Origin of the sequence: Streptomyces sp. NBC_01506, from assembly GCF_045040295.1 — a bacterium.
Taxonomy (GTDB): domain Bacteria; phylum Actinomycetota; class Actinomycetes; order Streptomycetales; family Streptomycetaceae; genus Streptomyces.
On the sequence record NZ_CP109422.1, the window covers coordinates 8,588,795 to 8,610,836 of the forward strand.

General features: G+C 71.7%; 21 protein-coding genes. 9 read left to right on the plus strand and 12 right to left on the minus strand.

Annotated elements, in window-relative coordinates; translation table 11 throughout:
• Positions 1–54: 54 nt before the first annotated feature.
• A complete protein-coding gene (locus OG329_RS38570) occupies positions 55–660 on the plus strand; it encodes a DJ-1/PfpI family protein (RefSeq protein WP_405801483.1) in 606 nt (201 codons plus the stop codon).
• Between the two features lie 31 nt (positions 661–691).
• On the opposite strand, the gene OG329_RS38575 is transcribed toward OG329_RS38570, so the two are convergent.
• On the minus strand, positions 692–1,846 hold the full coding sequence (locus OG329_RS38575; RefSeq protein ID WP_405802228.1) for a homoserine O-acetyltransferase: 1,155 nt from the start codon (positions 1,844–1,846) through the stop codon (positions 692–694).
• On the minus strand, positions 1,843–3,204 hold the full coding sequence (locus OG329_RS38580; RefSeq protein ID WP_405801485.1) for a bifunctional o-acetylhomoserine/o-acetylserine sulfhydrylase: 1,362 nt from the start codon (positions 3,202–3,204) through the stop codon (positions 1,843–1,845). Before OG329_RS38580 ends, OG329_RS38575 begins: the two co-directional genes overlap by 4 nt.
• Before the next feature lie 303 nt (positions 3,205–3,507).
• On the opposite strand from OG329_RS38580, the gene OG329_RS38585 reads away from it, so the two are divergent.
• The gene (locus OG329_RS38585) at positions 3,508–3,996 is read left to right on the plus strand and encodes a beta-class carbonic anhydrase (RefSeq protein ID WP_405801486.1); all 489 of its coding nucleotides are present in this window, start codon (positions 3,508–3,510) and stop codon (positions 3,994–3,996) included.
• 61 nt (positions 3,997–4,057) lie between these two features.
• Here OG329_RS38585 and OG329_RS38590 read toward each other — a convergent pair whose 3' ends face one another.
• The 7 genes from OG329_RS38590 to OG329_RS38620 all read right to left on the minus strand — a co-directional run bounded on the left by OG329_RS38590 (position 4,058) and on the right by OG329_RS38620 (position 8,947).
• Positions 4,058–4,987, minus strand: a complete 930-nt coding sequence (locus OG329_RS38590; protein ID WP_405801488.1) for an alpha/beta fold hydrolase — start codon at positions 4,985–4,987, stop codon at positions 4,058–4,060.
• 47 nt (positions 4,988–5,034) lie between these two features.
• On the minus strand, positions 5,035–5,409 hold the full coding sequence (locus tag OG329_RS38595) for an MmcQ/YjbR family DNA-binding protein (RefSeq protein WP_405801489.1): 375 nt from the start codon (positions 5,407–5,409) through the stop codon (positions 5,035–5,037).
• On the minus strand, positions 5,402–6,091 hold the full coding sequence (locus tag OG329_RS38600; protein WP_405801490.1) for a DNA polymerase ligase N-terminal domain-containing protein: 690 nt from the start codon (positions 6,089–6,091) through the stop codon (positions 5,402–5,404). Before OG329_RS38600 ends, OG329_RS38595 begins: the two co-directional genes overlap by 8 nt.
• 62 nt (positions 6,092–6,153) lie before the next feature.
• Complete coding sequence (locus tag OG329_RS38605) at positions 6,154–6,621, minus strand: DUF5709 domain-containing protein (RefSeq protein ID WP_405801491.1); 468 nt, start codon at positions 6,619–6,621, stop codon at positions 6,154–6,156.
• 203 nt (positions 6,622–6,824) lie between these two features.
• Complete coding sequence (locus tag OG329_RS38610; RefSeq protein ID WP_405801492.1) at positions 6,825–8,126, minus strand: hypothetical protein; 1,302 nt, start codon at positions 8,124–8,126, stop codon at positions 6,825–6,827.
• Positions 8,127–8,249: 123 nt separating this feature from the next.
• Positions 8,250–8,648 carry a fic family toxin-antitoxin system, toxin component gene (locus tag OG329_RS38615; RefSeq protein ID WP_405801494.1) on the minus strand — a complete coding sequence of 133 codons (399 nt, stop codon included), beginning with the start codon at positions 8,646–8,648 and terminating at the stop codon, positions 8,250–8,252.
• A complete protein-coding gene (locus tag OG329_RS38620; protein ID WP_405801496.1) occupies positions 8,645–8,947 on the minus strand; it encodes a DUF1778 domain-containing protein in 303 nt (100 codons plus the stop codon). The genes OG329_RS38615 and OG329_RS38620 overlap by 4 nt, the downstream gene beginning before the upstream one ends.
• A gap of 113 nt (positions 8,948–9,060) precedes the next feature.
• On the opposite strand from OG329_RS38620, the gene OG329_RS38625 reads away from it, so the two are divergent.
• The 4 genes from OG329_RS38625 (at position 9,061) to OG329_RS38640 (ending at position 13,422) form a co-directional block, all read left to right on the plus strand.
• Positions 9,061–9,804 (plus strand): FadR/GntR family transcriptional regulator, encoded by a 744-nt coding sequence (locus OG329_RS38625; protein WP_405801498.1) that lies wholly within the window; start codon positions 9,061–9,063, stop codon positions 9,802–9,804.
• Positions 9,801–10,598 carry a creatininase family protein gene (locus OG329_RS38630; RefSeq protein ID WP_405801499.1) on the plus strand — a complete coding sequence of 266 codons (798 nt, stop codon included), beginning with the start codon at positions 9,801–9,803 and terminating at the stop codon, positions 10,596–10,598. Before OG329_RS38625 ends, OG329_RS38630 begins: the two co-directional genes overlap by 4 nt.
• A gap of 183 nt (positions 10,599–10,781) precedes the next feature.
• Complete coding sequence (locus OG329_RS38635; RefSeq protein ID WP_405801500.1) at positions 10,782–11,798, plus strand: alpha/beta hydrolase family esterase; 1,017 nt, start codon at positions 10,782–10,784, stop codon at positions 11,796–11,798.
• Positions 11,799–11,826: 28 nt separating this feature from the next.
• The gene (locus tag OG329_RS38640) at positions 11,827–13,422 is read left to right on the plus strand and encodes an AbgT family transporter (RefSeq protein WP_405801502.1); all 1,596 of its coding nucleotides are present in this window, start codon (positions 11,827–11,829) and stop codon (positions 13,420–13,422) included.
• A gap of 218 nt (positions 13,423–13,640) precedes the next feature.
• On the opposite strand, the gene fusA is transcribed toward OG329_RS38640, so the two are convergent.
• Together fusA and OG329_RS38650 are read right to left on the minus strand one after the other, a co-directional pair.
• Entirely contained in the window at positions 13,641–15,773 is a 2,133-nt protein-coding gene (fusA, locus tag OG329_RS38645) for an elongation factor G (RefSeq protein ID WP_405801504.1), read from the minus strand.
• A 332-nt stretch (positions 15,774–16,105) separates the two neighbouring features.
• The gene (locus tag OG329_RS38650; protein ID WP_405801506.1) at positions 16,106–17,149 is read right to left on the minus strand and encodes an aminoglycoside phosphotransferase family protein; all 1,044 of its coding nucleotides are present in this window, start codon (positions 17,147–17,149) and stop codon (positions 16,106–16,108) included.
• Positions 17,150–17,265: 116 nt separating this feature from the next.
• Between OG329_RS38650 and OG329_RS38655 the strand changes: the two genes are divergently transcribed.
• On the plus strand, positions 17,266–18,114 hold the full coding sequence (locus tag OG329_RS38655; RefSeq protein ID WP_405801508.1) for an SDR family oxidoreductase: 849 nt from the start codon (positions 17,266–17,268) through the stop codon (positions 18,112–18,114).
• A 4-nt stretch (positions 18,115–18,118) separates the two neighbouring features.
• Here OG329_RS38655 and OG329_RS38660 read toward each other — a convergent pair whose 3' ends face one another.
• Positions 18,119–19,162 (minus strand): aminoglycoside phosphotransferase family protein, encoded by a 1,044-nt coding sequence (locus OG329_RS38660; protein ID WP_405801510.1) that lies wholly within the window; start codon positions 19,160–19,162, stop codon positions 18,119–18,121.
• A gap of 126 nt (positions 19,163–19,288) precedes the next feature.
• On the opposite strand from OG329_RS38660, the gene OG329_RS38665 reads away from it, so the two are divergent.
• Together OG329_RS38665 and OG329_RS38670 are read left to right on the plus strand one after the other, a co-directional pair.
• The gene (locus OG329_RS38665; protein ID WP_405801512.1) at positions 19,289–20,056 is read left to right on the plus strand and encodes a MerR family transcriptional regulator; all 768 of its coding nucleotides are present in this window, start codon (positions 19,289–19,291) and stop codon (positions 20,054–20,056) included.
• 135 nt (positions 20,057–20,191) lie between these two features.
• Complete coding sequence (locus OG329_RS38670; RefSeq protein ID WP_405801514.1) at positions 20,192–21,937, plus strand: discoidin domain-containing protein; 1,746 nt, start codon at positions 20,192–20,194, stop codon at positions 21,935–21,937.
• Positions 21,938–22,042 lie beyond the last annotated feature (105 nt).

The window sequence follows — 22,042 nt, forward strand, 5'->3', positions numbered from 1 at the left end:
ACGGCCGCGCACGACCACGAAGAACCGCCCATCCATGACTACGAAGGACCACACATGACCACATACGGACTGCTGATCTTCGACGGCGTCGAGGAGCTGGACTTCGTCGGGCCCTGGGAGGTGTTCACCGCCTCCTCCATGCTGCGCGACCAGGCCGACACCGCCGTCCTGGTCGCCGAGCGCCCCGACCCGGTCCGGTGCAACAAGGGCATGCGGGTCCTGCCCGACCGCACCCTCGGCGACTGTCCGCCCCTGGACGTGCTGCTCGTCCCCGGTGGCCAGGGCACCCGGCGCGAGGTGGACAATCCCGCGCTGATGCGGTGGATCGGGGCGACGGCCGCCGATGCCCACTGGGTCACGAGTGTGTGCACCGGGTCGCTTTTGCTGCACGAGGCCGGGCCCGCCCGTGGCCGGCGCGTGGCCACCCATCACGGCTTCGAGGACGAACTCCAGGCCCGGGGCGACATCACCGTCGTCCGCGACGCCCGTTATGTCGTGGACGACGACCTGGTCACCAGTCAGGGCGTGTCCGCCGGCATCGACATGGCGCTGTGGCTCGTCGGCCGGCTCCATGGGCGCGACCACGCGCGGGCCGTGCGCCGGTACATCCAGTACGAGCCCGCGCCGCCCTACCTGGCCGACGAGCCGCTGCCGTACTGACGTACTGATGTGCTGGCACCGGTCCACCCGTTCATGTCCCGGCCAGCAACTCATCGACCAGTGCGCCGACTTGGCCCGTCTCGATCAGGAAGCCGTCGTGACCGTACGGCGACTGGACGATCCTGAGCCGGTCGGCGCCGGGTATCGCGGCGGCCAACTCCGCCTGCTGCGCGGGCGGATAGAGCCGGTCCGAGCCGACACCCGCGACGAGCGTCGGCATCCGCAGCCGGCTCAGCGCCGCGCGGAGACCACCACGGCCGCGGCCGACGTCATGGCCGTTCATCGCCTCGGTCAGTACGACATAGCTGCCCGCGTCGAACCGGCGCACCAACTTCTCGGCGTGGTGGTCCAGATACGACTCCACCTGGAACCGCCCGCCCCGCCAGGGGTGTTCACCCGGCTGGGGCTCGCCGCCGAAACGGGCGGCCAGTTCCGGCTCGCTCCGGTACGTCACATGGGCGATCCGGCGCGCGACCCCCAGCCCCCGGTGCGGACCGCCGCCGGGCCCGGCCCCGTGGTAACCGCCGCCCCGCCAGTGGGGATCGGATCGGATCGCCTCGATCTGCACGGCGCCCCAGGCGATCTGCTCCGCCGACGCCGCCGCCGGACACGCGAGCACCAGCAGGGACCCCGTACGCTCCGGTCTGCCCACCGCCCATTCGAGCGCCCGCATCCCGCCCATGGAACCGCCGACGACCGCCGCCCAGCGCCCGATGCCCAGCGCGTCCGCCAACTCGGCCTCGGCGGCGACCTGGTCACGCTGTGTCAGATACGGGAACGACGGCCCCCACGGCGTCCCGTCCGGTCCTGCCGACGCGGGGCCCGTCGTGCCCTGGCAGCCGCCCAGGACATTGGGCGCCACCACGAACCACCGCCGAGTGTCGAACGGCCTGCCGGGACCGATCAGCGCGTCCCACCAACCCGCCGTCGGATGACCGGGACCGGCGGGACCGGCGACATGGCTGTCACCGGTCAGCGCGTGCAGCACCAGCACCGCGTTGGACCCGTCGGCGGCGAGCCGCCCCCACGTCTCGTACGCGATCCGCACCCCGGGCAGCGCCCCACCGGCCTCCAGCGGCAGCGGGTCCGCCAGGGCCACCCAGGCGCGGCGGCCCGGCGGATCCCCCTCCCGCCAGGCCCCGGTGGCCGGCGGGAGGGGGAGCGCGGTCGACCGCGCCGTGCTCAGGACGCGGCCTTGGCGGCGCGGAACCCCGTTTCGAGATCGGCCTTGAGATCGTCGATGTTCTCCAGCCCCACCGACAGCCGCACCAGCCCCGGAGCCGTGCCGGTGGCGGTCAACTGCTCCTCGTCGAGCTGGCTGTGGGTGGTCGACGCCGGGTGGATGATCAGGCTCCGTACGTCACCGATGTTGGCCAGATGGCTGAACAGCTCCACCGCGTCCACGAACCGCTTGCCCGCGTCGACACCGTCGCGCAGCTCGAAGGAGAGCACCGCGCCGGCGCCGCGCGGCAGATAGCGGCGCCCCGCCTCGTACCAGCGGTTGGACTCCAGACCCGGATAGTGCACCGCGGCGACTTCGTCGCGCCCCTGAAGCCAGCGCGCCAGCTCCAGGGCGTTGGACGTATGGCGCTCCAGGCGCAGGCTGAGCGTCTCGACGCCCTGGAGCAGCAGGAACGCGGAGTGCGGCGAGAGCGCGGGGCCGAGGTCGCGCAGCAGTTGGACACGCAGCTTCACGGCGAACGCGCTCGGTCCCAGGTCCGGCCAGTAGCGCAGCCCGTGGTAGCTCGGGTCCGGGGTGTGGAAGTCCTCGAAACGCTCGGCGTGCGCGCCGAAGTCGAAGGTGCCGGCGTCGACCACCACGCCCCCGATGGTCGTCCCGTGCCCGCCGAGGAACTTGGTCGCCGAGTGGACGACGACGTCCGCGCCGTGCTCGATGGGACGCAGCAGATACGGGGTGGGCACCGTGTTGTCCACGATCAGCGGGACACCCGCGTCGTGGGCCGCGTCGGCGACCGCCCGTACGTCCAGCACGTTGCCGCGCGGGTTGCCGAGCGTTTCGGCGAACAGGGCCTTGGTGTTGGGGCGTACGGCCGCCCGCCAGGCGGCGATGTCGTCCGGGTCGTCCACGAAGGACACCTCGATGCCGAAGCGCGGCAGCGTATGGCGGAAGAGATTGTACGTACCGCCGTAGAGCGAGGTGCTGGAGACGATGTGGTCGCCGGAGCGGGCCAGCGTGAGGATCGCCAGCGTCTCGGCGGCCTGGCCGGAGGCGAGCGCCACGGCGGCGACACCGCCCTCGAGCGCGGCGATCCGCTGCTCGAAGACGTCCTGCGTGGGGTTGTGGATCCGGGTGTAGATGTTGCCGGGCTCGGCGAGTGAGAACAGGGCCGCCGCGTGCTCGGTGTCCCGGAAGACGAACGACGTCGTCTGGTAGATCGGAACGGCGCGGGCGCCGGTCGTCGGATCGGGCTCGGCACCCGAGTGGATCTGCTTGGTCTCGAAGGACCAGGCGGCGCCCGGGTCCTGCCGGGAACTGTCGTCGGGAGTGTGTCCCGCGGTGACGGAGTCGACGGGCTGGCTCATGGGTGGCGGCCTCGCACGGTTGAGACGGAGGAAGGGGCTGATGGACCGGCCGGCGGATCGCCGCGGATCGCCAGGGATCGCTGCGACAAGGGAGACCGGCGCGTGCCACTGGACCGTAGAGGCCGTCGGGACAGGGACGGAAGTGCGGAGCGGGAATGGCCATGAAGCTGAAACGTCCCGGCAACACAACGTGGTCGTTGCCGGATTATTGCGAGATTTTGGCCAAGTCGGCCGTCCTCTTTTATGTTCGAATTCCAGCCCTTTACCATGGCTCTGTTATCGACTGCGGAAAGTGGGTCCGTCGTGTCCGTCTCGGACGAATTGCTCGCCAACAACACGGTCTACGCGGAGGCATTCGCGGGACCTCTGTCACTGCCCCCCAGCCGCAGACTCGCCGTCGTGGCCTGTATGGACGCGCGGCTGGACATCTACCGCATCCTCGGCCTCCAGGACGGTGAGGCGCATGTCATCCGCAACGCCGGGGGAGCGGTCACGGACGACGCGATCCGCTCCCTGGCGATCAGCCAACGGCAGTTGGAGACGCGGGAGATCATCCTGATCCACCACACCGACTGCGGGATGCTCACCTTCACCGACGACGATTTCAGGCGGGACATCGAGAACGAGACGGGGATCCGTCCTGAGTGGGCCGCCGAGGCGTTCACGGACCTGGAGGACGACGTACGTCAGTCGATTCGCCGGATTATCACCAGCCCGTTCATTCCGCACAAGAAAGCGATCCGTGGATTTATTTTCGACGTGGTCACGGGACGGCTCAATCCGGTGAAGTGAATTGGCGCGGTGAAGTGAAACGACGCCGTGAAGTGAACGGGTGAATTGACAGGAGCCGTTCTCATTTCCGGTCCGTGTGGCTGAGGACGGCGGGAATGACCGTGTCCCACACCCGGGCCGGCGGTGCCTGGTGACCGACCCCGGCGAGGGTGACCAGTCGGGCGTCGGGGATTCCTTCGGCCAGCGCCCGCCCGTGGTCGAGGGGGAAGAGCGGATCGTCGGTGCCGTGCAGGACGAGCGTGGGCGCGGTCACGTCCGCCAGCCGGACCGTGACCGGGTCCTCGTCGTCCGCCAGCTCCCCGTGGTTCTTCAGGGCCGCCTCGATGTTCGTGGTGCGGTCGAAGGTCCGGGCCGCCGACTCACGTACCGCTTCCTCGTCGAACGGCGCCGCACCGGTGAAAAGCCGCTCGTTGTCGACCATGTACGCGATCACCGCCGCGCGGTCCGACCAGTCCGGCTCGGGGGCCGGATCGGTGAACGACGCGCTCAGGCGCTCCGACGGGGGCGACAACTCGGACTCCGTGGGACCCGCCGGGCTCGTGGAGACAAGGGTGAGCGTCGCGACCCGCTCGGGGTGCGTGACGGCCAGGTTCTGCGCGAGGCCACCGCCCATGGACAGGCCCACCACATGGGCCCGGTCCACGCCGAACACGTCGAGCAGGCCCACGGCGTCCGCGAGGAGGGCGGAGAAGGCGTAGTCCGGGGCGCCCGCCGGCGAGGTGACGGACCGGCCGGTGTCCCGCTGGTCGTAGCGGATGACATGGCGCCGGCCGGCCGCGAGCCGCGCGCAGAATTCGTCGTCCCAGTTGTCCATCGAACCTCCCGCGCCACTGATCAGCAGAATCGTCGGGTCGGCGGAGCTGCCGAAGGTCTGGACGCACAGGCGTACGCCGTTGGCCTCGACCGACTTCGGGGTGCCGCGGGGCACGTCGCTGTCGGTCACGGCGGGGCCGGTCACGGCGGGGCCGGTCACGGCGTCGTCGGGGGTCATGCGGGGCTCCTGGGGTCTTCGGGTGGATGGACGGCTCATTCGATCGATCAACGCTCGAGGGACTCCACGAGATCCGCGGGGGCGGCCTGCTTCCAGGAGTCGACCAGGATGTCGTACAGCTCGCTCTCGTCCTCCAGCGCGCCCAACCGGGCCCGCACCCACGCGGAGTTGGCCTCGTGCGCCGGGACCCAGAACTTCTCCGGCTCCGCCGCGATCAGCTCCGTACGCTCGAACTTGGGGCAGCGGACGGCGAACGACGTGCCGTCGTCGGGCACCGTGACATACATCCGTCCCGCGACATGGAAGGTGGGGATGTTCCACAGTTCCTTCTCCACGGTGCGCGGCAGGGACATCGCGATGCGGCGGACGTCGTCCGCGTCAAGAACTGCGTCAAGGTCGGCGTCAAAGTCTGCGTCAAGCATGGTCGTTGCCTTCGGATCGATGTACGCGGCTGCTCCCATGATCCGGCATCCCGCGCTCCGGCGTACCCCGGTCCACCTGGCTCAGTGTCCGGCCGGTGCGCGCGGAGCGGGCCCGCCGGGGATCGGGTGTCGCGGTGCCGGAGCGCGTACTGCCCGGACCGGCCTTCTTCACCAACAGCCACGCCTCGGCGGAGCCGTCCCGGCCGTCGCGGAAGCGCGTGAGGGCGAAGTCGCCGCGCAGCTTCCGGCCGTTCAGCCGGAACGACGCATGGCCCCGGTCCAGGGCCTCGGCGAACGCGGCGGGGCTGTCGGCGCCGATCGGCCGGTAGGTGCCCTGGTCCCAGACGATGACCGGGCCCGCGCCGTACTCGCCGGACGCGATGACACCCTCGTACTCGCGGTACTCCAGCGGGTGGTCCTCGGTCGGCACCGCGAGGCGCTTGTCGCCCGGGTCGGTGGACGGGCCCCTGGGCACCGCCCACGACTTGAGCACGCCGTCCACCTCCAGCCGGAAGTCGAAGTGCATCCGGCGCGCGTCATGGATCTGGATGACGAACGACAGTTCGCCGGCGGGGTCCACGCGCTCGCCGCGCGGCTCGTCGGTGGTGTCGAACCGGCGCTTGCGGTGATACCGCGACAAGCGGTCCCCGGCTGCGTCTCGGTTGTCCCCGGCGTCGTTCACGGCGGCTCCTTGAGCGGGGGCTCGGGGGCTCGGGCGCTCGGGGGCTCTGGGGTTCTGGGGTTCTAGCCTTCGATGTCGTCGTCCGAAGCGATGTGCACGGCGGCCTCCTCGGCCGACGCCGCGCCCCCGTCGATCCCGACGTCACGGGCCGACACGTCCGAATGCCGGCGGGGCGCGATGTCGTCCACCGGCTCCAGCCGTCCCGCCCGCGCGTCGCCCGCCTCCGCGTCCACGGGCTCGCCCTCGCCGTCAGGCACGTCGCCGACCTCGTCGCCCGGCTCCGGCCGCACGTCCGGCGCCTCCTGGGCGAGCCGCTGGTCCAGGGACTCGCCCTCGTGCTGCTCGGCGTCGGTGACTCCCCACTTGTTGACGCCGAGCGGGTGCTCGGGCGGGGAGTAACCCTCCGTCATCATGTCGTCGAGCCCGCGTTCGTCTATCACGTTCTCCAGATCGAGATCGTCGGAGGGGCCGTTCTGCACGTCCGAGTTCTCGGGCTGGTACACATCGTCGCCTCGTGACTCGTCGGCCATGACTCGATCCTTTCCAGCAGGGGCTCCAGCGTGCGTTTCCGGAGCGTCGCGAGACGGCCCCCACCAGGAACATTGCGACAGATGTTCAGAATACGCCCCAAATGCCCATGGGGCGGTTCGGTGGGGGCCGGGTGGGTTCGCGAGGGCTCGTCCGGCGGCCCGGGCCGGTCCCGTGACGGCGGACAGGGGCTACGCGGCAGGGCCTACGCGAAGCGGGCGCTGGGGACCGGGCCGGGCGACGCGACGTGGGTTCGGGGGCCGGTCGCCCACGCGGTGGCCGTCGCCGTGACGAAGGCCGCGAGCGCCGTGTCCGGGTCGGGCGGGGTCTCGCCGTCACCCGGATCGGCGGCGCCGTCGGCGCGTACGATCTCGGCCGCGATCAGCTCCGGCGGCCGTGCGTCCGGCGGCTGCCGCCGCGCCCCGTCGTCGCCCATGACCAGCCGCTCCCCCCACGGCTCGACCACGGTCTGGCAGAGCAGACCGCTCACATCGGCGCTCACCACCGGCGGGTCCGTCCAGCAGGTGGCGTGTTCGTACAGGATCTGGCCGTCCGCCCGGTCCCGGAGCGATACGGCGGCCTCGCGGTCCGCCTCGTTGAGGTCGTAGGCGACGACCACGGTGTCCGTACGGCCGGGGGCGTACGGCTCGGTCGGCAGCCCCAGCACGTCGGCCGCCGCGAGCCCCAGGATCCGGTCCGACCGGCCCGGCAGCAGGGAGACCGAGCGCGGGCGGCGTCCGGCGGCGTCGAGGACGATTCGCAGCCGGTCGAGGCCGCGCCGGCACTGTTCGGCGCTGTCCTGGAGGTAGGCGAAGCGGCCGGTCATGGCGGACTCGAAGCCGTACGGGGAGAGCGTCGCCAGATATCCGCCGGTCAGGACGGAGTGCCAGCCGCGCAGATCGCGCCGGTCCAAGGCGCCGTTGCCGTTGCCGTCGCCCGCCGGCCGCGCCGCCTGCGCCAACTCCGCCCTGCCGAGCATCCCGTGTACGCGCCCGTAGGCCCACTCCCACTTGTCGTCCTCGGGTGCCGGCAGCCGGGAGGAGTGCGCGCGGGCGGTCGAAAGGTCCCCGGCGAGAAGGGAGTTGAAGACCAGCAGATAGCGCTCGGGCCACGGCCGCAGCGTGGCGTCGCGCTCCGTGAGCAGGGCCACCACCTCGGCGTGGCGGCGCTCGCCCTCGAGGGCGGAGACGAGTTCGTCCAGTACCGCGTACGAGTCGGGCGCCAGCCGCAGGGCCTCGCTCAGCGCGGGAACGGCGAGGAAGGCGACTCCCCGCTCGACGCATCCGTAGCCGAAGTCGTAGAGCGCCTGTGGGCTTTCGGGCCGCTCGATCAGGGCGCGGGAGGCGGCCGTCAGCTCGTCGAAGCCGGTGGCGGTCGCCAACCGCCCTACGGCGTCGGCCAGTTCGCGCAGGGGGGCCGATTCTGCGGCCGGACGCAGGGCCCGTACGGCTCCGGTGATGTCACCGGCGTCGATCAGCCGGCGCGTCTCTTCCAGTTCGTTGGTCATCGGAACAGATCTTTGACGACGGGTCCGGTGGGCGGCAACGCAATTTGGGCGGCGGGGAGTTGGGCCGCGCGGATCTGCGCGCGGCGGCGCGTTCCGGGCGTACGAGCCGTCAGCCATCGGCCGTCAGCCGGCGGTCCAGTTGTGCAGGAGGCGCGCGATCTGGGCCACGCCGATCTCGCCCGACGCGGCGTCGCGTACGAGCGCGACCGCCGCCTTCGCGGGGTAGTCGAGCCGGTGTCCGTGCAACGACAGAAATGCCTCGCAGGAGTGCCAGGCGAAGGGCTCGTTGGAGTGCTCCAGACAGGGCAGCCGGGCCAGGGTCTGGAGCAGCGCGGCGGCCTTGAGGTGCGGGGAGCCGTAGATGTCCCGGTCCATCGCGCGGGCGTAGGCGCGGGCGACGGCCGCGTGGAGCGGGCCGTAATCGTCCACCTGCGGGTCGCGCGGCAGCAACTCGGCCGCGTGCAGCAGGAAGGACACATCGATCTTCGGCTCGGGCCCCGGCTCGGGCTTGCCCGCACTCACGCGGCGTGGCCCTGGTCGCGCTGTTCGAGTTCCCGCCTGGCCTGCCGGTCGGCGGCGCGCTGCTCGGGGGTGGGGTCGACGGCGCTGGGCTCGGTGTCGAAGGCGGCGCCGCTGCGGTCCATCGACGCCTTGAAGCCGTCGAGGAACGTGTTCTCCACGGCGGTGGCGCGGTCGTACGCCGCCGACAGGACGTACTCCTGGAGGCTGACGCCGGCCGCCTTGGCCGCGGCGACGATCGCGGCCCGCTGTCCGGGATCGGGGAAGCGCAGGCTCATGGCCGCTGCTTTGGATTCAGTCATGGTGGCGAAGCTACCACTGCTACCACGTCCACCGCGGGTCGAGGGTGAGTGACGGCGAATTGATGCTGTCACGAGCATTGACATCGCGAGAGATCAAGTGATCTATTCACTTTATGAGTCGCAGTGAGTTGTCGTTGTCCGAGCGTCTGGCGGACAACATCGTCGAGATCATCCGTACGGAACGCCTCGGTCATGGGGACGCGTTGGCGTCCTCCCGTGATCTCGCCCGGCGCTTCGGCGTCACCACACCCACGGTGCGCGAGGCGCTGCGCAGGCTGGAGGCCACCGGCGTGGTGGAGTTCCGGCACGGTTCCGGCACCTACGTGGGCCCGGGGATCGGGCGCCGGCTGATGGTCAACCCGCATCTGCCGCGCAGCACCCGCGCGTCGGTGCTGGAGCTGGTCGAGGCCCGGCTGGTGCTCGAACCGGCCGTGGCCGCCGCCGCGGCGAACGTACGGATGGCCGATGCCGTACGGGAGTTGGAGTCGGCCGCCTCCAACGCGCTGCATCCGCCGGAGGAATCCCTGCGGCGCTCGGCGCACTTCCATGTGGCGCTCGCCGCGGCCAGCGGCAACACCCTGCTCCGCGAGGCCGTCGAGGCGCTGCTCCAGGTCCGCGCCCGCGACCAGGTGGAGATCCGGCACCGCTACAACGACCGGGCGCGGGACCACGCCGAGCACCTGGAAATCCTCGACGCGGTGCGGGACGGTGACGCGGCGGCGGCCGAGCGGCTGACCCGTACGCATCTGGTGGCGATCCGCGAGGCCGTTCTCACCGCCGACTTCCCGGGGGACGGCGACTCGCCCGTCGCCCGGTCCGCGTCCGCCGCCGTGCTCGAGGAAGGCGGACAGCAGTGAATCCCGAACGGCCCACGCGGCCCCCGCGCTCCTCGCGCCCCACGCGGCTCGCCGAGATGACGACCGTCGAGGCGGCCGACGCCGTGACGTCGAGCCCGGTGGTGATCCTGCCGGCCGGCGCGTTCGAGCAGCACGGCCCGGGGATGCCCATGGCCACCGACACCGTCCGCGCTCAGGCGGTGGCGGACCTGGTCGCCGCGGAACTGGGCGGACGCGCGGTGATCGGCCCGTCCCTGCCGGTCGGGGTGTCCCCGCACCATCTGGCGTTCGCCGGGACGGTGACGCTCTCCACCACGACATTCGCCGCCGTCGTACGCGAGTACGCCGACAGCCTGTACCGGCACGGCTGGCGGAAGATCCTCGTCGTGACCGGTCATGGCGGCAACAACGCCACCCTGGGCACCGTCGCGCAGGACTTCCTCGTCACCCGCCCCGACCTCCAGTTCGCGTGGACGCCGCTCACCGCGCTGGCGCCCGACGCGGTGGCGGACATGCGCGTCGGCGAGGTGCACGGACACAGCGGTGAGGCCGAGACGGCACAGATGCTGCACCTCGCGCCCCACCTCGTACACACCGACCGACTCACCCCCGGACCGACGGCCACCGCCGATCTCGATCCGCTCTCCCGGCTCTCCCGGCGCGGCCACCCCGCGCTCGCGGTGGGCTACGACCGGCTCAGCCCCAACGGCGTGCTCGGCGACCCGTGCCGCGCGACCGCCGCCGCCGGGCAGGCTGTCGTGGACACGGCCGTGTCCCGCATCGTGGCATTCGTCAAGGAGTGGCTGGACGCCTGACGGGTCCGTCAAGGACCCTCTCCGGCCCACAACTTCCCGCCTGCGCCCGCACGCCCGGGGCGCGGGCCCCTCACCCGTCACCGAAACCCCGCGCCGTGGTTCCGCGCGCCCTCATCCCCCCCGCACTCCCGTCCCTCAGCAAGCCGTACGCGCCCAAGTGCCGTACGGCAGAAGGAGCCTGCGATGAAGCAGACCCCGTCAGGCGGCCGACGCCTCTCCACGCGCCGCGTCCGTGCCCTGTCGCGTACGACCGTGGCCGCGGCCGGACTCGCCCTCGTCGCCTCGGCGTTGGCCCCGGTCACGGCGACGGCCGCCACCGTCTCTCCGTCGGCCGGCGCGCCCGCCGCCGGATGCCGGCAGCCCGCGCCGCAGCAGCCCGGCACGAGCGAGCCGCACACCCTCGCGAGCGGCGGACTCTCCCGTACGTACCAACTCCATCTGCCCGCCGACTACACCCCGCGCCGCGACTGGCCCGTCGTGCTCGCCTTCCACGGCCGGGGCAACACCGGAGCAGGTACGGAGGAGTTCTCGGGCCTCTCCAACCTGCCCGCGATCGTCGCGTACCCCAACGGTGTCGTCGGGACCGGCGACGGCGACCGGCAGGCCTGGCAGGGCGCGCCGTACGCCGCCGCAGGCGTGGACGACGTCGCCTTCACCGGTGACCTCATCGACGAGCTGGAGCGCACGCTCTGCGTCGACGACCGGCGCGTGTACGCCACCGGAAAGTCCAACGGCGCCGGCTTCACCGGCCTGCTGGCCTGCCGGATGTCCGACCGGATCGCCGCCGTCGCCCCCGTGGCCGGCGCCTTCTACCCCGCCACCGGCGAGAACTGCCGCCCCTCGCGCCCCGTACCCGTCATCGACTTCCACGGCACGGGCGACGTCACCATCCCCTACGCGGGCGACGCCGAGCGCGGACTGCCCGCCATCCCCGACTGGACCGAGGCGTGGGCCGACCGCAACGACTGCCGCGCCCGGCCGCGCACCCGCACCATCGAGCCGGACATCACCGTCATCCGCTACTCCGGCTGTGACCGCAGGGCCGACGTGACCCATGTCGCCGTCACCGGCGGCGGCCACACGTGGCCCGGCGAGGACAGCTACAGCGGCGGCGGATACGCCACCCACACCATCGAGGCGCACGAGGTGATGTGGCAGTTCCTGCGCCAGTACCGGACCCCGAGATCCGTCGTTCGCTGACGCAGGAACCGAGCAAGGAGACCCGCTCATGAGCACCCCGACCCCCGCACCACCGGGCACACCAGGCACACCAGGCACCTCGGGCACACCGGGTGAGAATCCCGGCGAGCCCCGACTGCCGCTGATCATCCGCGCCATGGGCGTCATCGAACGCGCGGGCAACGCCCTCCCGCACCCCTTCTGGCTGTTCTGGATCCTGTCCGGGATACTCGCCGTCGTCAGCGCCGTACTCGCCGCGACCGACGTCTCCGTCATCTCGCCGGCCGACGACAAGCCCGTCGCCGTGCAGAACCTGCTCAGCGGCGACGGACTCGCCATGGCGGTCTCGACGATGATCGAGAACTTCGCCACGTTCCCGCCGATGGCGACCATCGTCGTGGTCATCATGGGAGTCGCCGTCGCCGAACGCAGCGGATTCCTGGCCGCGTTGATGCGGGTCGGAGTCTCGCGCGTACCCGCCTCGTGGGTCGTGTTCGCCGTGGCCTTCGCGGGCACCGTCGCCCATGTCGCCTCCGCCGCCGCGTACATCATCCTCGTACCGCTCGGGGGTCTCGCCTTCCGCGCGGTGGGCAAGTCCCCGATCCTCGGCATCGTCGTCGCCTACACCGCGATCGCCTCCGGATACGACGCCAGCCCGCTGCCCACGCCCAACGACGCCATCTTCGCGGGCATCACCACCGCCGCCGCGCGGATCGTCGGCGGCGACGAGGCGTACGTGTCCCCGCTGAGCAACTGGTTCTTCAACATAGCCTCCTCGCTGCTGCTCGCCGTCGTGATCACGCTGGTGACCAAGTACGTGCTCAGCAAGCGGCCCGACCTGGACGCCGACCCCGACGCCGACCTGGACGACCTCGGTCAACTCACGCTCAGCGACCGGGAACGCTCCGCGCTGCGCCGCGCGGTGGCCACGCTGCTGGTGGCGGTCGCGGCCCTGACGGCCGCCCTCCTGCCGGTCTCCTCCCCGCTGCGCGGGGACGGCGGCAGCATCGTGGAATCCCCGTTCCTCGACGGCATCGCGGCCGTCGTCGCGTTCCTCTTCGGTCTGGTCGGCATCGTCTACGGCCTGCGCTCCGGCTCGATCAAGAAGGCCGCCGACGTACCGAAGCTGATGGGTGAGGGCATCAAGCAGATGGCGCCCGTGCTGGTGCTCTTCTTCGCGATCGCCCAGTTCCTCGCGTACTTCGACTGGACCCACCTGGGCGACGTGCTCGCGGTCAAGGCGGCGGAGGCCCTTCAGTCCAGCGGACTGCCGATCGTCGTGGTCTTCCTGCTGATCCTGCTCCTGCTGACGCTGGTGAACGTGATGGTGACCAGCGGATCGGCGATGTGGGCGCTGGCGGCGCCCGTGCTGGTCCCGATGCTGATGCTGGTGAGCGTCCCGGCGGAGACGACGCAGGCGCTGTTCCGGATCGCGGACTCCGGCTCCACGGCCATCACGCCGATGAGCCCGTACTTCATCATGGCGCTCGGCTTCCTCCAGCGTTACCGCAAGAGCGCGGGCATCGGCACGCTCGCCTCGTACACCCTGCCGCTCGCCGTCACGATGACCGTGGCCTGGACGCTGCTGTTCCTGGCGTGGTGGGCGCTCGGGATTCCGCTGGGGCCGGGCGCGCCGGTGCGCTGAGCCAGGCCGTGTCTGAGAAGTGCCGCCTGGCGCGCGACGCCCGGCACGACCTCCCCCGTAGCCCCCGAGGGGACGCCGGTCATCAGCCGCTCCGCGGCGGGCGCACGCCCCGCCCTCCGGGCGGACGGCGCTCCTTCTCACACACGGCCCAGCCGCCCCCGGGCACACCGAAACGGTGGCCCCGCCCGCGAACGCGAACGGGCGGGGCCACCGCGCTGTCAGCCGCCGGACGGCGCGTCCGGTGCCGCGGCGTAGCCGGTCGGCCGGGTCGTGAAGGTGCCCCGGCCCTGCGTCCGACTGCGCAACCGCGTCGCGTAGCCGAACAGTTCGGCCAGCGGCACGGTCGCCGTGACCACGGTCGTACCGGCGCGCGCCGTCGAGCCCGAGACCCGGCCGCGCCGGGCCGCCAGGTCGCCGAGCACCCCGCCGACGGCTTCGTCGGGGACGGTCACGGTGACTTCGACCACCGGTTCCAGCAGCACCATCGTCCCGGCCCGCAGTGCCTCGCGCAGCGCGAGCCGACCGGCGGTGCGGAACGCCATCTCCGACGAGTCCTTGGAGTGGGTCGCCCCGTCGGTCAGGGTGACCCGTACCCCGGTCACCGGGTGACCGCCGAGTGGTCCCTCGGCGAGCGCGTCCCGGCAGCCGGCCTCGACCGCCCGGACGTACTCCTGCGGCACGCGTCCGCCGACGACGGTCGACCGGAACTCGAAGCCGCCCCCGGCGTCGGAAGCCGCTTCGGCAGCCCCGTCCGACGCCGCCTCCAACGGCTCCGTATCGATGACGACATGGGCAAACTGTCCGGCCCCGCCGTCCTGCTTGACGTGCCGGTACACCAGACCCGACACCCCACGCCCGACCGTCTCGCGGTAGGCAACCCTCGGCCGGCCGACCGCGATCTCGAGTCCCTGGGCGCGGCGGATCTTCTCCACCGCGACCTCCAGATGCAGCTCACCCATCCCCGACAGCACCGTCTGACCCGTCTCGGGATCGGTACGGACCGTGAGGGAAGGGTCCTCCTCGACCAGCCGGGCCAGCGCCGACACCAGCTTGTCGACATCCGTACGGCTACGGGCCTCGACGGCCACGGAGACCACCGGATCGGCGACGGCCGGCGGTTCGAGGACCAGCGGAGCCGACGGTACGCACAGGGTGGCGCCCGCGCGGGCGGCCTTCACCCCGACCACCGCGACGATGTCCCCGGCCACCGCCCGGTCCACCTCCGCGTGGCGGTCGGCCTGGACCCGCAGGATCCGGCTGATCCGCTCGCCACGTCGCCGACCCACGTCCAGCACAGCCTCTCCCTTTCCGACCGTTCCCGAATACACCCGCAGGAATGTGAGCCGACCCGTTGAGGTCGAGTTGACCTTGAACACCAGCGCCGCGAACGGGCCCGCCGGGTCGGCGGACCGCTCCTGGACCGCGCCGCCGTGCGTGCCGCGCACCGCCGGTACGTCCAGCGGCGACGGCAGATACGCGACGACGGCTTCCAGCAGCGGCTCGATCCCACGGTTGCGGTACGCCGAACCGCACAGCACCACGACACCCTCGCCGGTACGGGTCAAGTCGCGCAGCGCGCGGGCCAGCGTCCGCGCGGAGAGCGTCGCCTCCGCGCAGAACTCCTCGAGCGCGAGCGGATGCAGCTCCGCGACGGCCTCTTCCAGCAGCCCGCGCCTCCGCAGTGCCTCCTCCACCAGGGAGTCGGGAACGGGACCTTCCTCGTACGAGCCGGTGCCGGTGTCCGTACCCGTATCGCCGCCCGCCCAGATGAGAGCCCTCATCCGGAGCAGATCCACCACACCGGTGAAGCCGTCCTCCGTGCCGATCGGCAACTGCACCACCAGCGGCGCCGGATGCAGCCGCTCGCGGATGGACTCGACGGCCGCGTCGAGATCGGCCCCGGCGCGGTCCAGCTTGTTGACGAACGCGATCCGGGGCACACCGTGCCGGTCCGCCTGCCGCCACACCGACTCGCTCTGCGGCTCGACCCCCGCGACCGCGTCGAACACGGCGATGGCGCCGTCGAGGACACGCAGCGAACGCTCGACCTCGTCGGCGAAGTCGACATGGCCCGGAGTGTCGATGAGGTTGATCCGGTGCCCGTCCCAGTCGCAGCTCACGGCCGCGGCGAAGATGGTGATGCCACGGTCGCGCTCCTGCGAGTCGAAGTCCGTGACGGTCGTACCGTCGTGGACCTCGCCGCGCTTGTGGGTGGTGCCGGTGAGATAGAGGATCCGCTCGGTGACGGTGGTCTTGCCCGCGTCGACGTGGGCGAGGATGCCCAGGTTCCGGACAGCGGTGAGCGGATTGTCGAGCGGGGTGGAGAGTTGACGGTGCAGGTCGGTACGCACGGCCCAGGGCCTTTCGGGATGATCCACAGAATTGGGCGACGCGATTTCCGGACGAAGCACCCCGACGCGGCGCGGCGACCCTCGTCGGGGCCGAGGCCCAACGAGGTTGCTCACTTGGCGAATTGAGGGGAAGTCAGATGTTCGTCGCGGACTTCCGGTACCGGCCGCGCAGCCGGCGCCGGGCGCCGGGAGACACCAGGATCACCTCGTACCGTGCCGGGGGAACGACAACAGCGGTGCGGTAGCGCACGGCCGATCTCCCCTCACTGGTCACGGTGCGCGCGCAACGCGTAGGCGGGGCGCGCGAGTTCGTTGCGAGTGTACGAGAGGGATCACGGCGGCGCACCGGGATTTCCCACGGGCGGGAGCACCGTTTCGGCGAAGAGTCGGCGAAGCGAGCGCGCGCTCTCGGCGGCGCCCGCCGCGTCCACGTCGCGGGACATCCCCGGGAAGAGGCGCCCCCACGAGCAGGCCCGCCCGATCGCGCCGAGGCGGCACGCCAGGCTCGCCGCGCGACGCAGGTCCGCCGGAGTGCGGTGGCCGGCGTCGGTCCACGGTTCCAGGTAGGCGTCGCGCAGTCGGGGCAGCGACTCGGCGCCGTACCGCTCGCGGGCCGCGCGGGCGGGGACCAGCAGACTGCTGAACGGGTGGCCTACGAGCGCGTCGCCCCAGTCGAAGAAGGTGAAGCGGCCCGGCGCCGGGGCGAAGATCTGTCCGTCGTGCAGGTCGCAGTGATCCAGCGAATCGGCGACACCGACTGCCGCTAACTCCGCGCACCAGTAAACGAGTTGTGGTCGCGACGCGCTCAGTCGCCGTCTGTCGGCGTCATCGAGCGACGTGTTCTCCGCGACGAGCCGGTCGAAGATCTCCGGCAGCGCGTCCGTCCGCCCGTCCGGGACGCCGAGTGCCCTGATCCGCCCGGCGTACGGAACGAGAGCCCGCTGCATCTCGGCGTACTGGCGCAACGGCTCCTCCCAGGCGCGTGCGTCGGCCGGACCACTGTCCAGTACGTCCCTGAAGAGCGCGCCCCCGTCGGGCAGCAGCGACCAGCCACGACGGGCGTCGACGGCCAGCGGCTCCAGCACCCGCGCAGGCACCCAGCGGGCCAGAGCACCGGCCAGTCCCGCCTCGAAGGCTCCGGCGGGCGGGGTGGCCTTGAACCACGCCCCGCCGCGGCCTCCATCGACGGCCAGCCGCACCAGCACGGACCACGGCCGCACACGCACCCGCCGCGGCCCCGTCACCCGCAGTCCCCGCGCCGCCAACTCCCGTTCCGCCCACGCCAGGGCGGCGTCCCGCCACGCCGTGCGCTCCCAGGGTGTGACCGCCGTGTCGAACCGTCCCCGGTCCACGACGTCCGGCCGCTGCTCCGCCATGCCCTCATCCCACCACCGAGGCGCACGCGCCTCCAGCGAATTGCGCGCGGACGGCCAGTCGGCTGGTATGCCTGGCGGGGTACGGATCAGCCACCCGCATCAGCCACAGGAGCACCATGCCGACCCTCCCGACCGACCCCACCTATGCCGTCACCGGATCCACCGGCCGTCTCGGGGGACGTGTCGCGCGGCGGCTGGCCGCGCGTGGTGTCGCGCAGACGCTGCTCGTCCGTGATCCGGCCCGCGCCCCGCGACTGCCCGGTGCCACCGCCGTCCCGGGGGCGTACGGCGACCATGACGACGTCGTCCGCGCGCTGGCGGGCATCGATCGGGTCCTGATGGTATCCGCCTCCGAGACGGTCGACCGGGTGGACCAGCACCGTGCCTTCGTGGACGCCGCCGCCGAGGCCGGCGTAGGCCATCTGGTGTACACCTCCTTCTTCGGTGCCGCGCCCGACGCCACGTTCACTCTCGTGCGCGACCACTGGCACACCGAGCAGCACATCCGCGCCAGCGGCGTGCCGTTCACCTTCCTGCGGGACAACCTCTACGCCGACTTCACGCCCGGTCTCGTCGGCGACGACGGTGTCATCCGGGGCCCGGCGGGCGACGGGCGCGCCGCCGTCGTCGCCCAGGACGACATCGCCGACGCCGCCACCGCCGTCCTTACCGATGCTCCCGAACACGCGGGCGCCACCTACGACTTGACCGGTCCCGAGGCCCTGACGTTCGAGGAGATCGCCGCCGTCCTGAGCGCGGCGACCGGCCGGACGATCACCTACCGGCCGCAGACCGTCGAAGAGGCGTACCGCTCCCGCGCCTCGTACGGCGCCCCCGACTGGCAGCTCGACGCCTGGGTCTCGACCTACACCGCCGTCGCGGCGGGTGAACTGAACGGGGTCAGCGACGCCGTCACCCGGCTGACGGGCCGGCCCGCGACCCCGCTCGCCGACGTCGTCCGCTGACCGGTCACCGCAGAAGCCCTGTCCATGTGTCCAACGAGCTCAGTACGCAGGGGAGTTGCCGCTCGGCCGAGCCGACGATGCGCTGACCGAAAGCCCGTTGGGCGGCGTCGGCCCGGCGGTGGCCGAGGGCCAGCCACAGGCACCAGGCGGTGACCGCGAGTTGGCTGCGGAGCATCCCGGCGAACGCGGAGACGTCCGACGCCCCGCCCGGCGCCCCCTGAGCGAGATACGCCTCGATCAGGGGGCGCACCACGCGGGCGTCGCCGACGGCGCCGGGGCCGTTGAACTCGGTGGTGAACCGGAATGCCACGCTCACCGTCTCCCACCAGGGGACCTCCGCGCCCGCGCCGTCCCAGTCGAGAAGGGCGTAGCCGGTCAGGGTGCGCAGCACATTCGCCCGGGAAGTGTCGCCGTGGACCGGTACGAGCGGGGGACGGTCGCGCTCCGCGTGCTCGATGAGCCGGGTCGCGTCCTCGATGACGGGGAGGAGCGAGCGGGCGGGTCGCGCGACGGTGCTGTCCCCGGCTTCCGCCTCGGCCACCCACGTGCGCCAGTCGGCCATCGGGTGCAGGGCCTTCCTGCCGTCGTCGACCGGACCGTCGCCCACAGGACCGAGCAGGGCGATGCGGCCCAGCGTGCCGCCCACCCAACCGGCCGCCTCGGCAAGGGCGGACACGTCCGTCGTGCCCGGCCGGCGCAGGTCATGGCCCTCGACCCATTCGGTCACACGCACCGCGTCCTGCCCCGCCGGGTTGTACCAGTGGCCCACGGCGGGCGACGGCGGTTCGACCGGGCGTGGCATCCCGATGCCCGCCGCGAGCGCCGCGTTCTCCAACTGGTGCGCCCGCCGTGCCTGACGGCGCTGCCAGTCGTCGGCCAGCCGACCGGTCTTGACCACCCAAAGGCCACGGTCGGTGGTGAGCACCCGCGTGCCGGACGGATGGTCTCCGTTGCCCAGAGGCCGGAGGTCCCCGAGCGGTCGGCCCAGTCGGAAGGCGGCGGCGATCTCGCGGGCGATGTCGGGGGTGTCGAGGGTGTCGAGGGGCATGGGGGCATTCTGACGCCGACGCCTGGGCCGCTGCGTGACGCGGGTCATGGGATCACAGACCGGCGCGCCGGACAGGGCCTGGACGGCTTGACCTTCGAGCCGGGTGGAAGGTCTAGCGTCGCGGTCATGACCGTTCTTCGGATATCCCAGCTCGCCGAGCGCAGCGGCGTTCCGGCCGCCACGCTGCGGTTCTACGAGGCTCAGGGCCTGTTGCCCGCCGACCGGATGCCGTCCGGGTACCGCGTGTACGGCGACGGTGCCGTCGCGCGGCTGGAGTTCATCGGTGCCGCCAAGCGACTCGGGCTGTCTCTGGCGGAGATCGGCGGACTTGTCGCGGTGTGGGAGTCCGGCGCGTGCGCGGAGGTGAAGGCGGAACTGCGTCCTCGTCTCGCGGGGCAGTTGGCCGCGACGCGCCAGCGCCTCGCCGAACTCGCTGTGTTCGCCGACTCGTTGCGCGTCGCGCGCGACCGCCTGGAGGCGCTGCCCGACCGCGCGGATCGCTGCGACTCGGCGTGCGGCCTCCACTCGGCGCCACCCTCACCGTCCGCACCGCCCTCACCGTCCCCGCCCGTTGCCTGCTCCCTGACCGGAGGCGAGATCGGTGAGCGAACCGCCCAGTGGCACAAGGCGGTCGAGGGTGCTGTACGGGTCGAGATCCCTGGTGGACTTAGGCTTACCCTGCCGGTCGAACGGACCGTCTCCGTGGCCGCTCTCGCCGCCGAGGAGCAGCGCTGCTGCCCCCTCTTCGACTTCCGACTCCACTTCCAGGGAACGGAGTTGCACCTCGAGGTCCGCGCGCCGGCCGAGGGCGCCCCGCTGCTCGCCGATCTGTTCGCCCGAGCAGATCCCGAGCAGGGCCTGGGTGGGAATTTCGCTCTGATCGTCGGATCGTGACGCAGATCCGTCAATAAATTCCAGTCTTCTGTCTTGCCGGTGGACTGTCATGTCCCTACGTTGTGGAGGGCCGCAGCGTGCGCCGGGACGCGCACGCCGGTGCGCCGTACCGCGTCGTACTCCGCATGCCGCCGCATGCCGAAATTCCCCGCACCTCCACACGCAGAGCCGATTGCGAGGAACCCCGTGGCCCTTTCCAGACGTACCGTCATCGCGTCCGCGATAGCCGGTGCCGGAGCGGCGGCAGGACTGGCCGCCCAGACCGGGACCGCACAGGCAGCCGCCAAGGCCGCCTCCCCACCCGGAGACGTCGTCGGCAAGATCACCGTCGGCTACCAGGGCTGGTTCGCCTGCTCCGGTGACGGCGCGCCGATCAACGGCTGGTGGCACTGGTCGAACAACTGGGGCCAGTCGCCGTCCCCCACCAACACCGCCATCGTGAGCTGGCCCGACGTACGCGACTACACCCACACCTACCGCACGGCCTACCCGGCGCTCGGCAACGGGCAGCCCGCCGCGCTGTTCTCGTCCTACGACCAGCAGACCGTCGACACGCACTTCGCCTGGATGCAGCAGTCCGGCATCGACACCGCCGCCCTCCAGCGTTTCAACCCCAACGGCGGCGAGGGCGCGACCCGCGACGACATGGCGGTGAAGGTACGCACCTCCGCCGAGAAGTACGGGCGCAAGTTCTACGTCATGTACGACGCGACCGCCTGGACGAACATGCAGCCGGAGATGAAGGCCGACTGGCTCGCCAAGATGAAGGCGCTCACCGCGTCCCCGGCGTACGCCCGGCAGAACGGCAAACCGGTCGTCGGCATCTGGGGCTTCGGCTTCAACGAGCCCAACAAGACCTGGTCGGCGGCCGTCTGTCTGGACGTCGTCAACTGGTTCAAGGCGGAGGGCTGTTACGTGATGGGCGGCGTGCCCACGCACTGGCGGCGCGGCATCGAGGACTCACGGCCCGGGTACATGGACGTGTATCTGGCCTTCGACATGCTCTCGCCGTGGATGGTCGGCCGGATCTCGGACATCGCGGGCGCCGACAACTTCTACGCCAACGTCAACACACCCGACCAGGCGCACTGCGACGCCAACGGCATCGACTACCAGCCGTGCGTCCTGCCCGGCGACCTCCAGTCGGGGCACCGCGCGCACGGCGACTTCATGTGGCGGCAGTTCTACAACATGTGCCGGATCGGCGTGCAGGGCATCTACATCTCGATGTTCGACGAGTACAACGAGGGCAACCAGATCGCCAAGACAGCCGAGACCGCCGCGCAAATCCCGGCGGGTTCCGGGATCCGGGCGCTGGACGAGGACGGCACGGCCTGCTCGGCGGACTACTACCTGCGGCTGACGGGCGACGGCGGGCGGATGCTGAAGGGCGAACTGGCGCTGACCGCCACCCGCCCCACACCCCCGGTCGTGGGCGGCGGTGACCCCAACCCGCCGACGGGCGACCTCGCGCTGCGCAAGGCGGCGAGCGCGAGCAGCCAGACACAGAGCTACGGGCCCGGCAACGCCGTCGACGGCAACGGCAACAGCTACTGGGAGAGCGCCAACAACGCCTTCGCGCAGTGGATCCAGGTCGACCTCGGCTCGGCGCTGCCGGTGCGACGGGTCGTGCTGTCGCTACCGCCGAACCCCGCCTGGGGCACCCGCACCCAGACGCTGTCCGTCCTCGGCTCGACGGACGCGACGAGCTTCACGACGCTGAGTGCCCCGGCCGGCCGCGTCTTCAACCCGGCCACCGGGAACACGGTGACGGTCACCTTCGCCTCGGCGGCGTCCGCCCGGTACGTACGGGTGCAGATCACCGGCAACACCGGCTGGCCTGCGGGTCAACTGTCCGGACTGAGCGTCTACGCGAACTGAGGCCGCCCGTACGGTGCTTGAGCACCTTCGGCGGACCCGGACCGGGGGAGCCTCCGGTCCGGGCCCGCCACGCCCGGAACAACGGGAACGGGTCCGTCTGTCGCG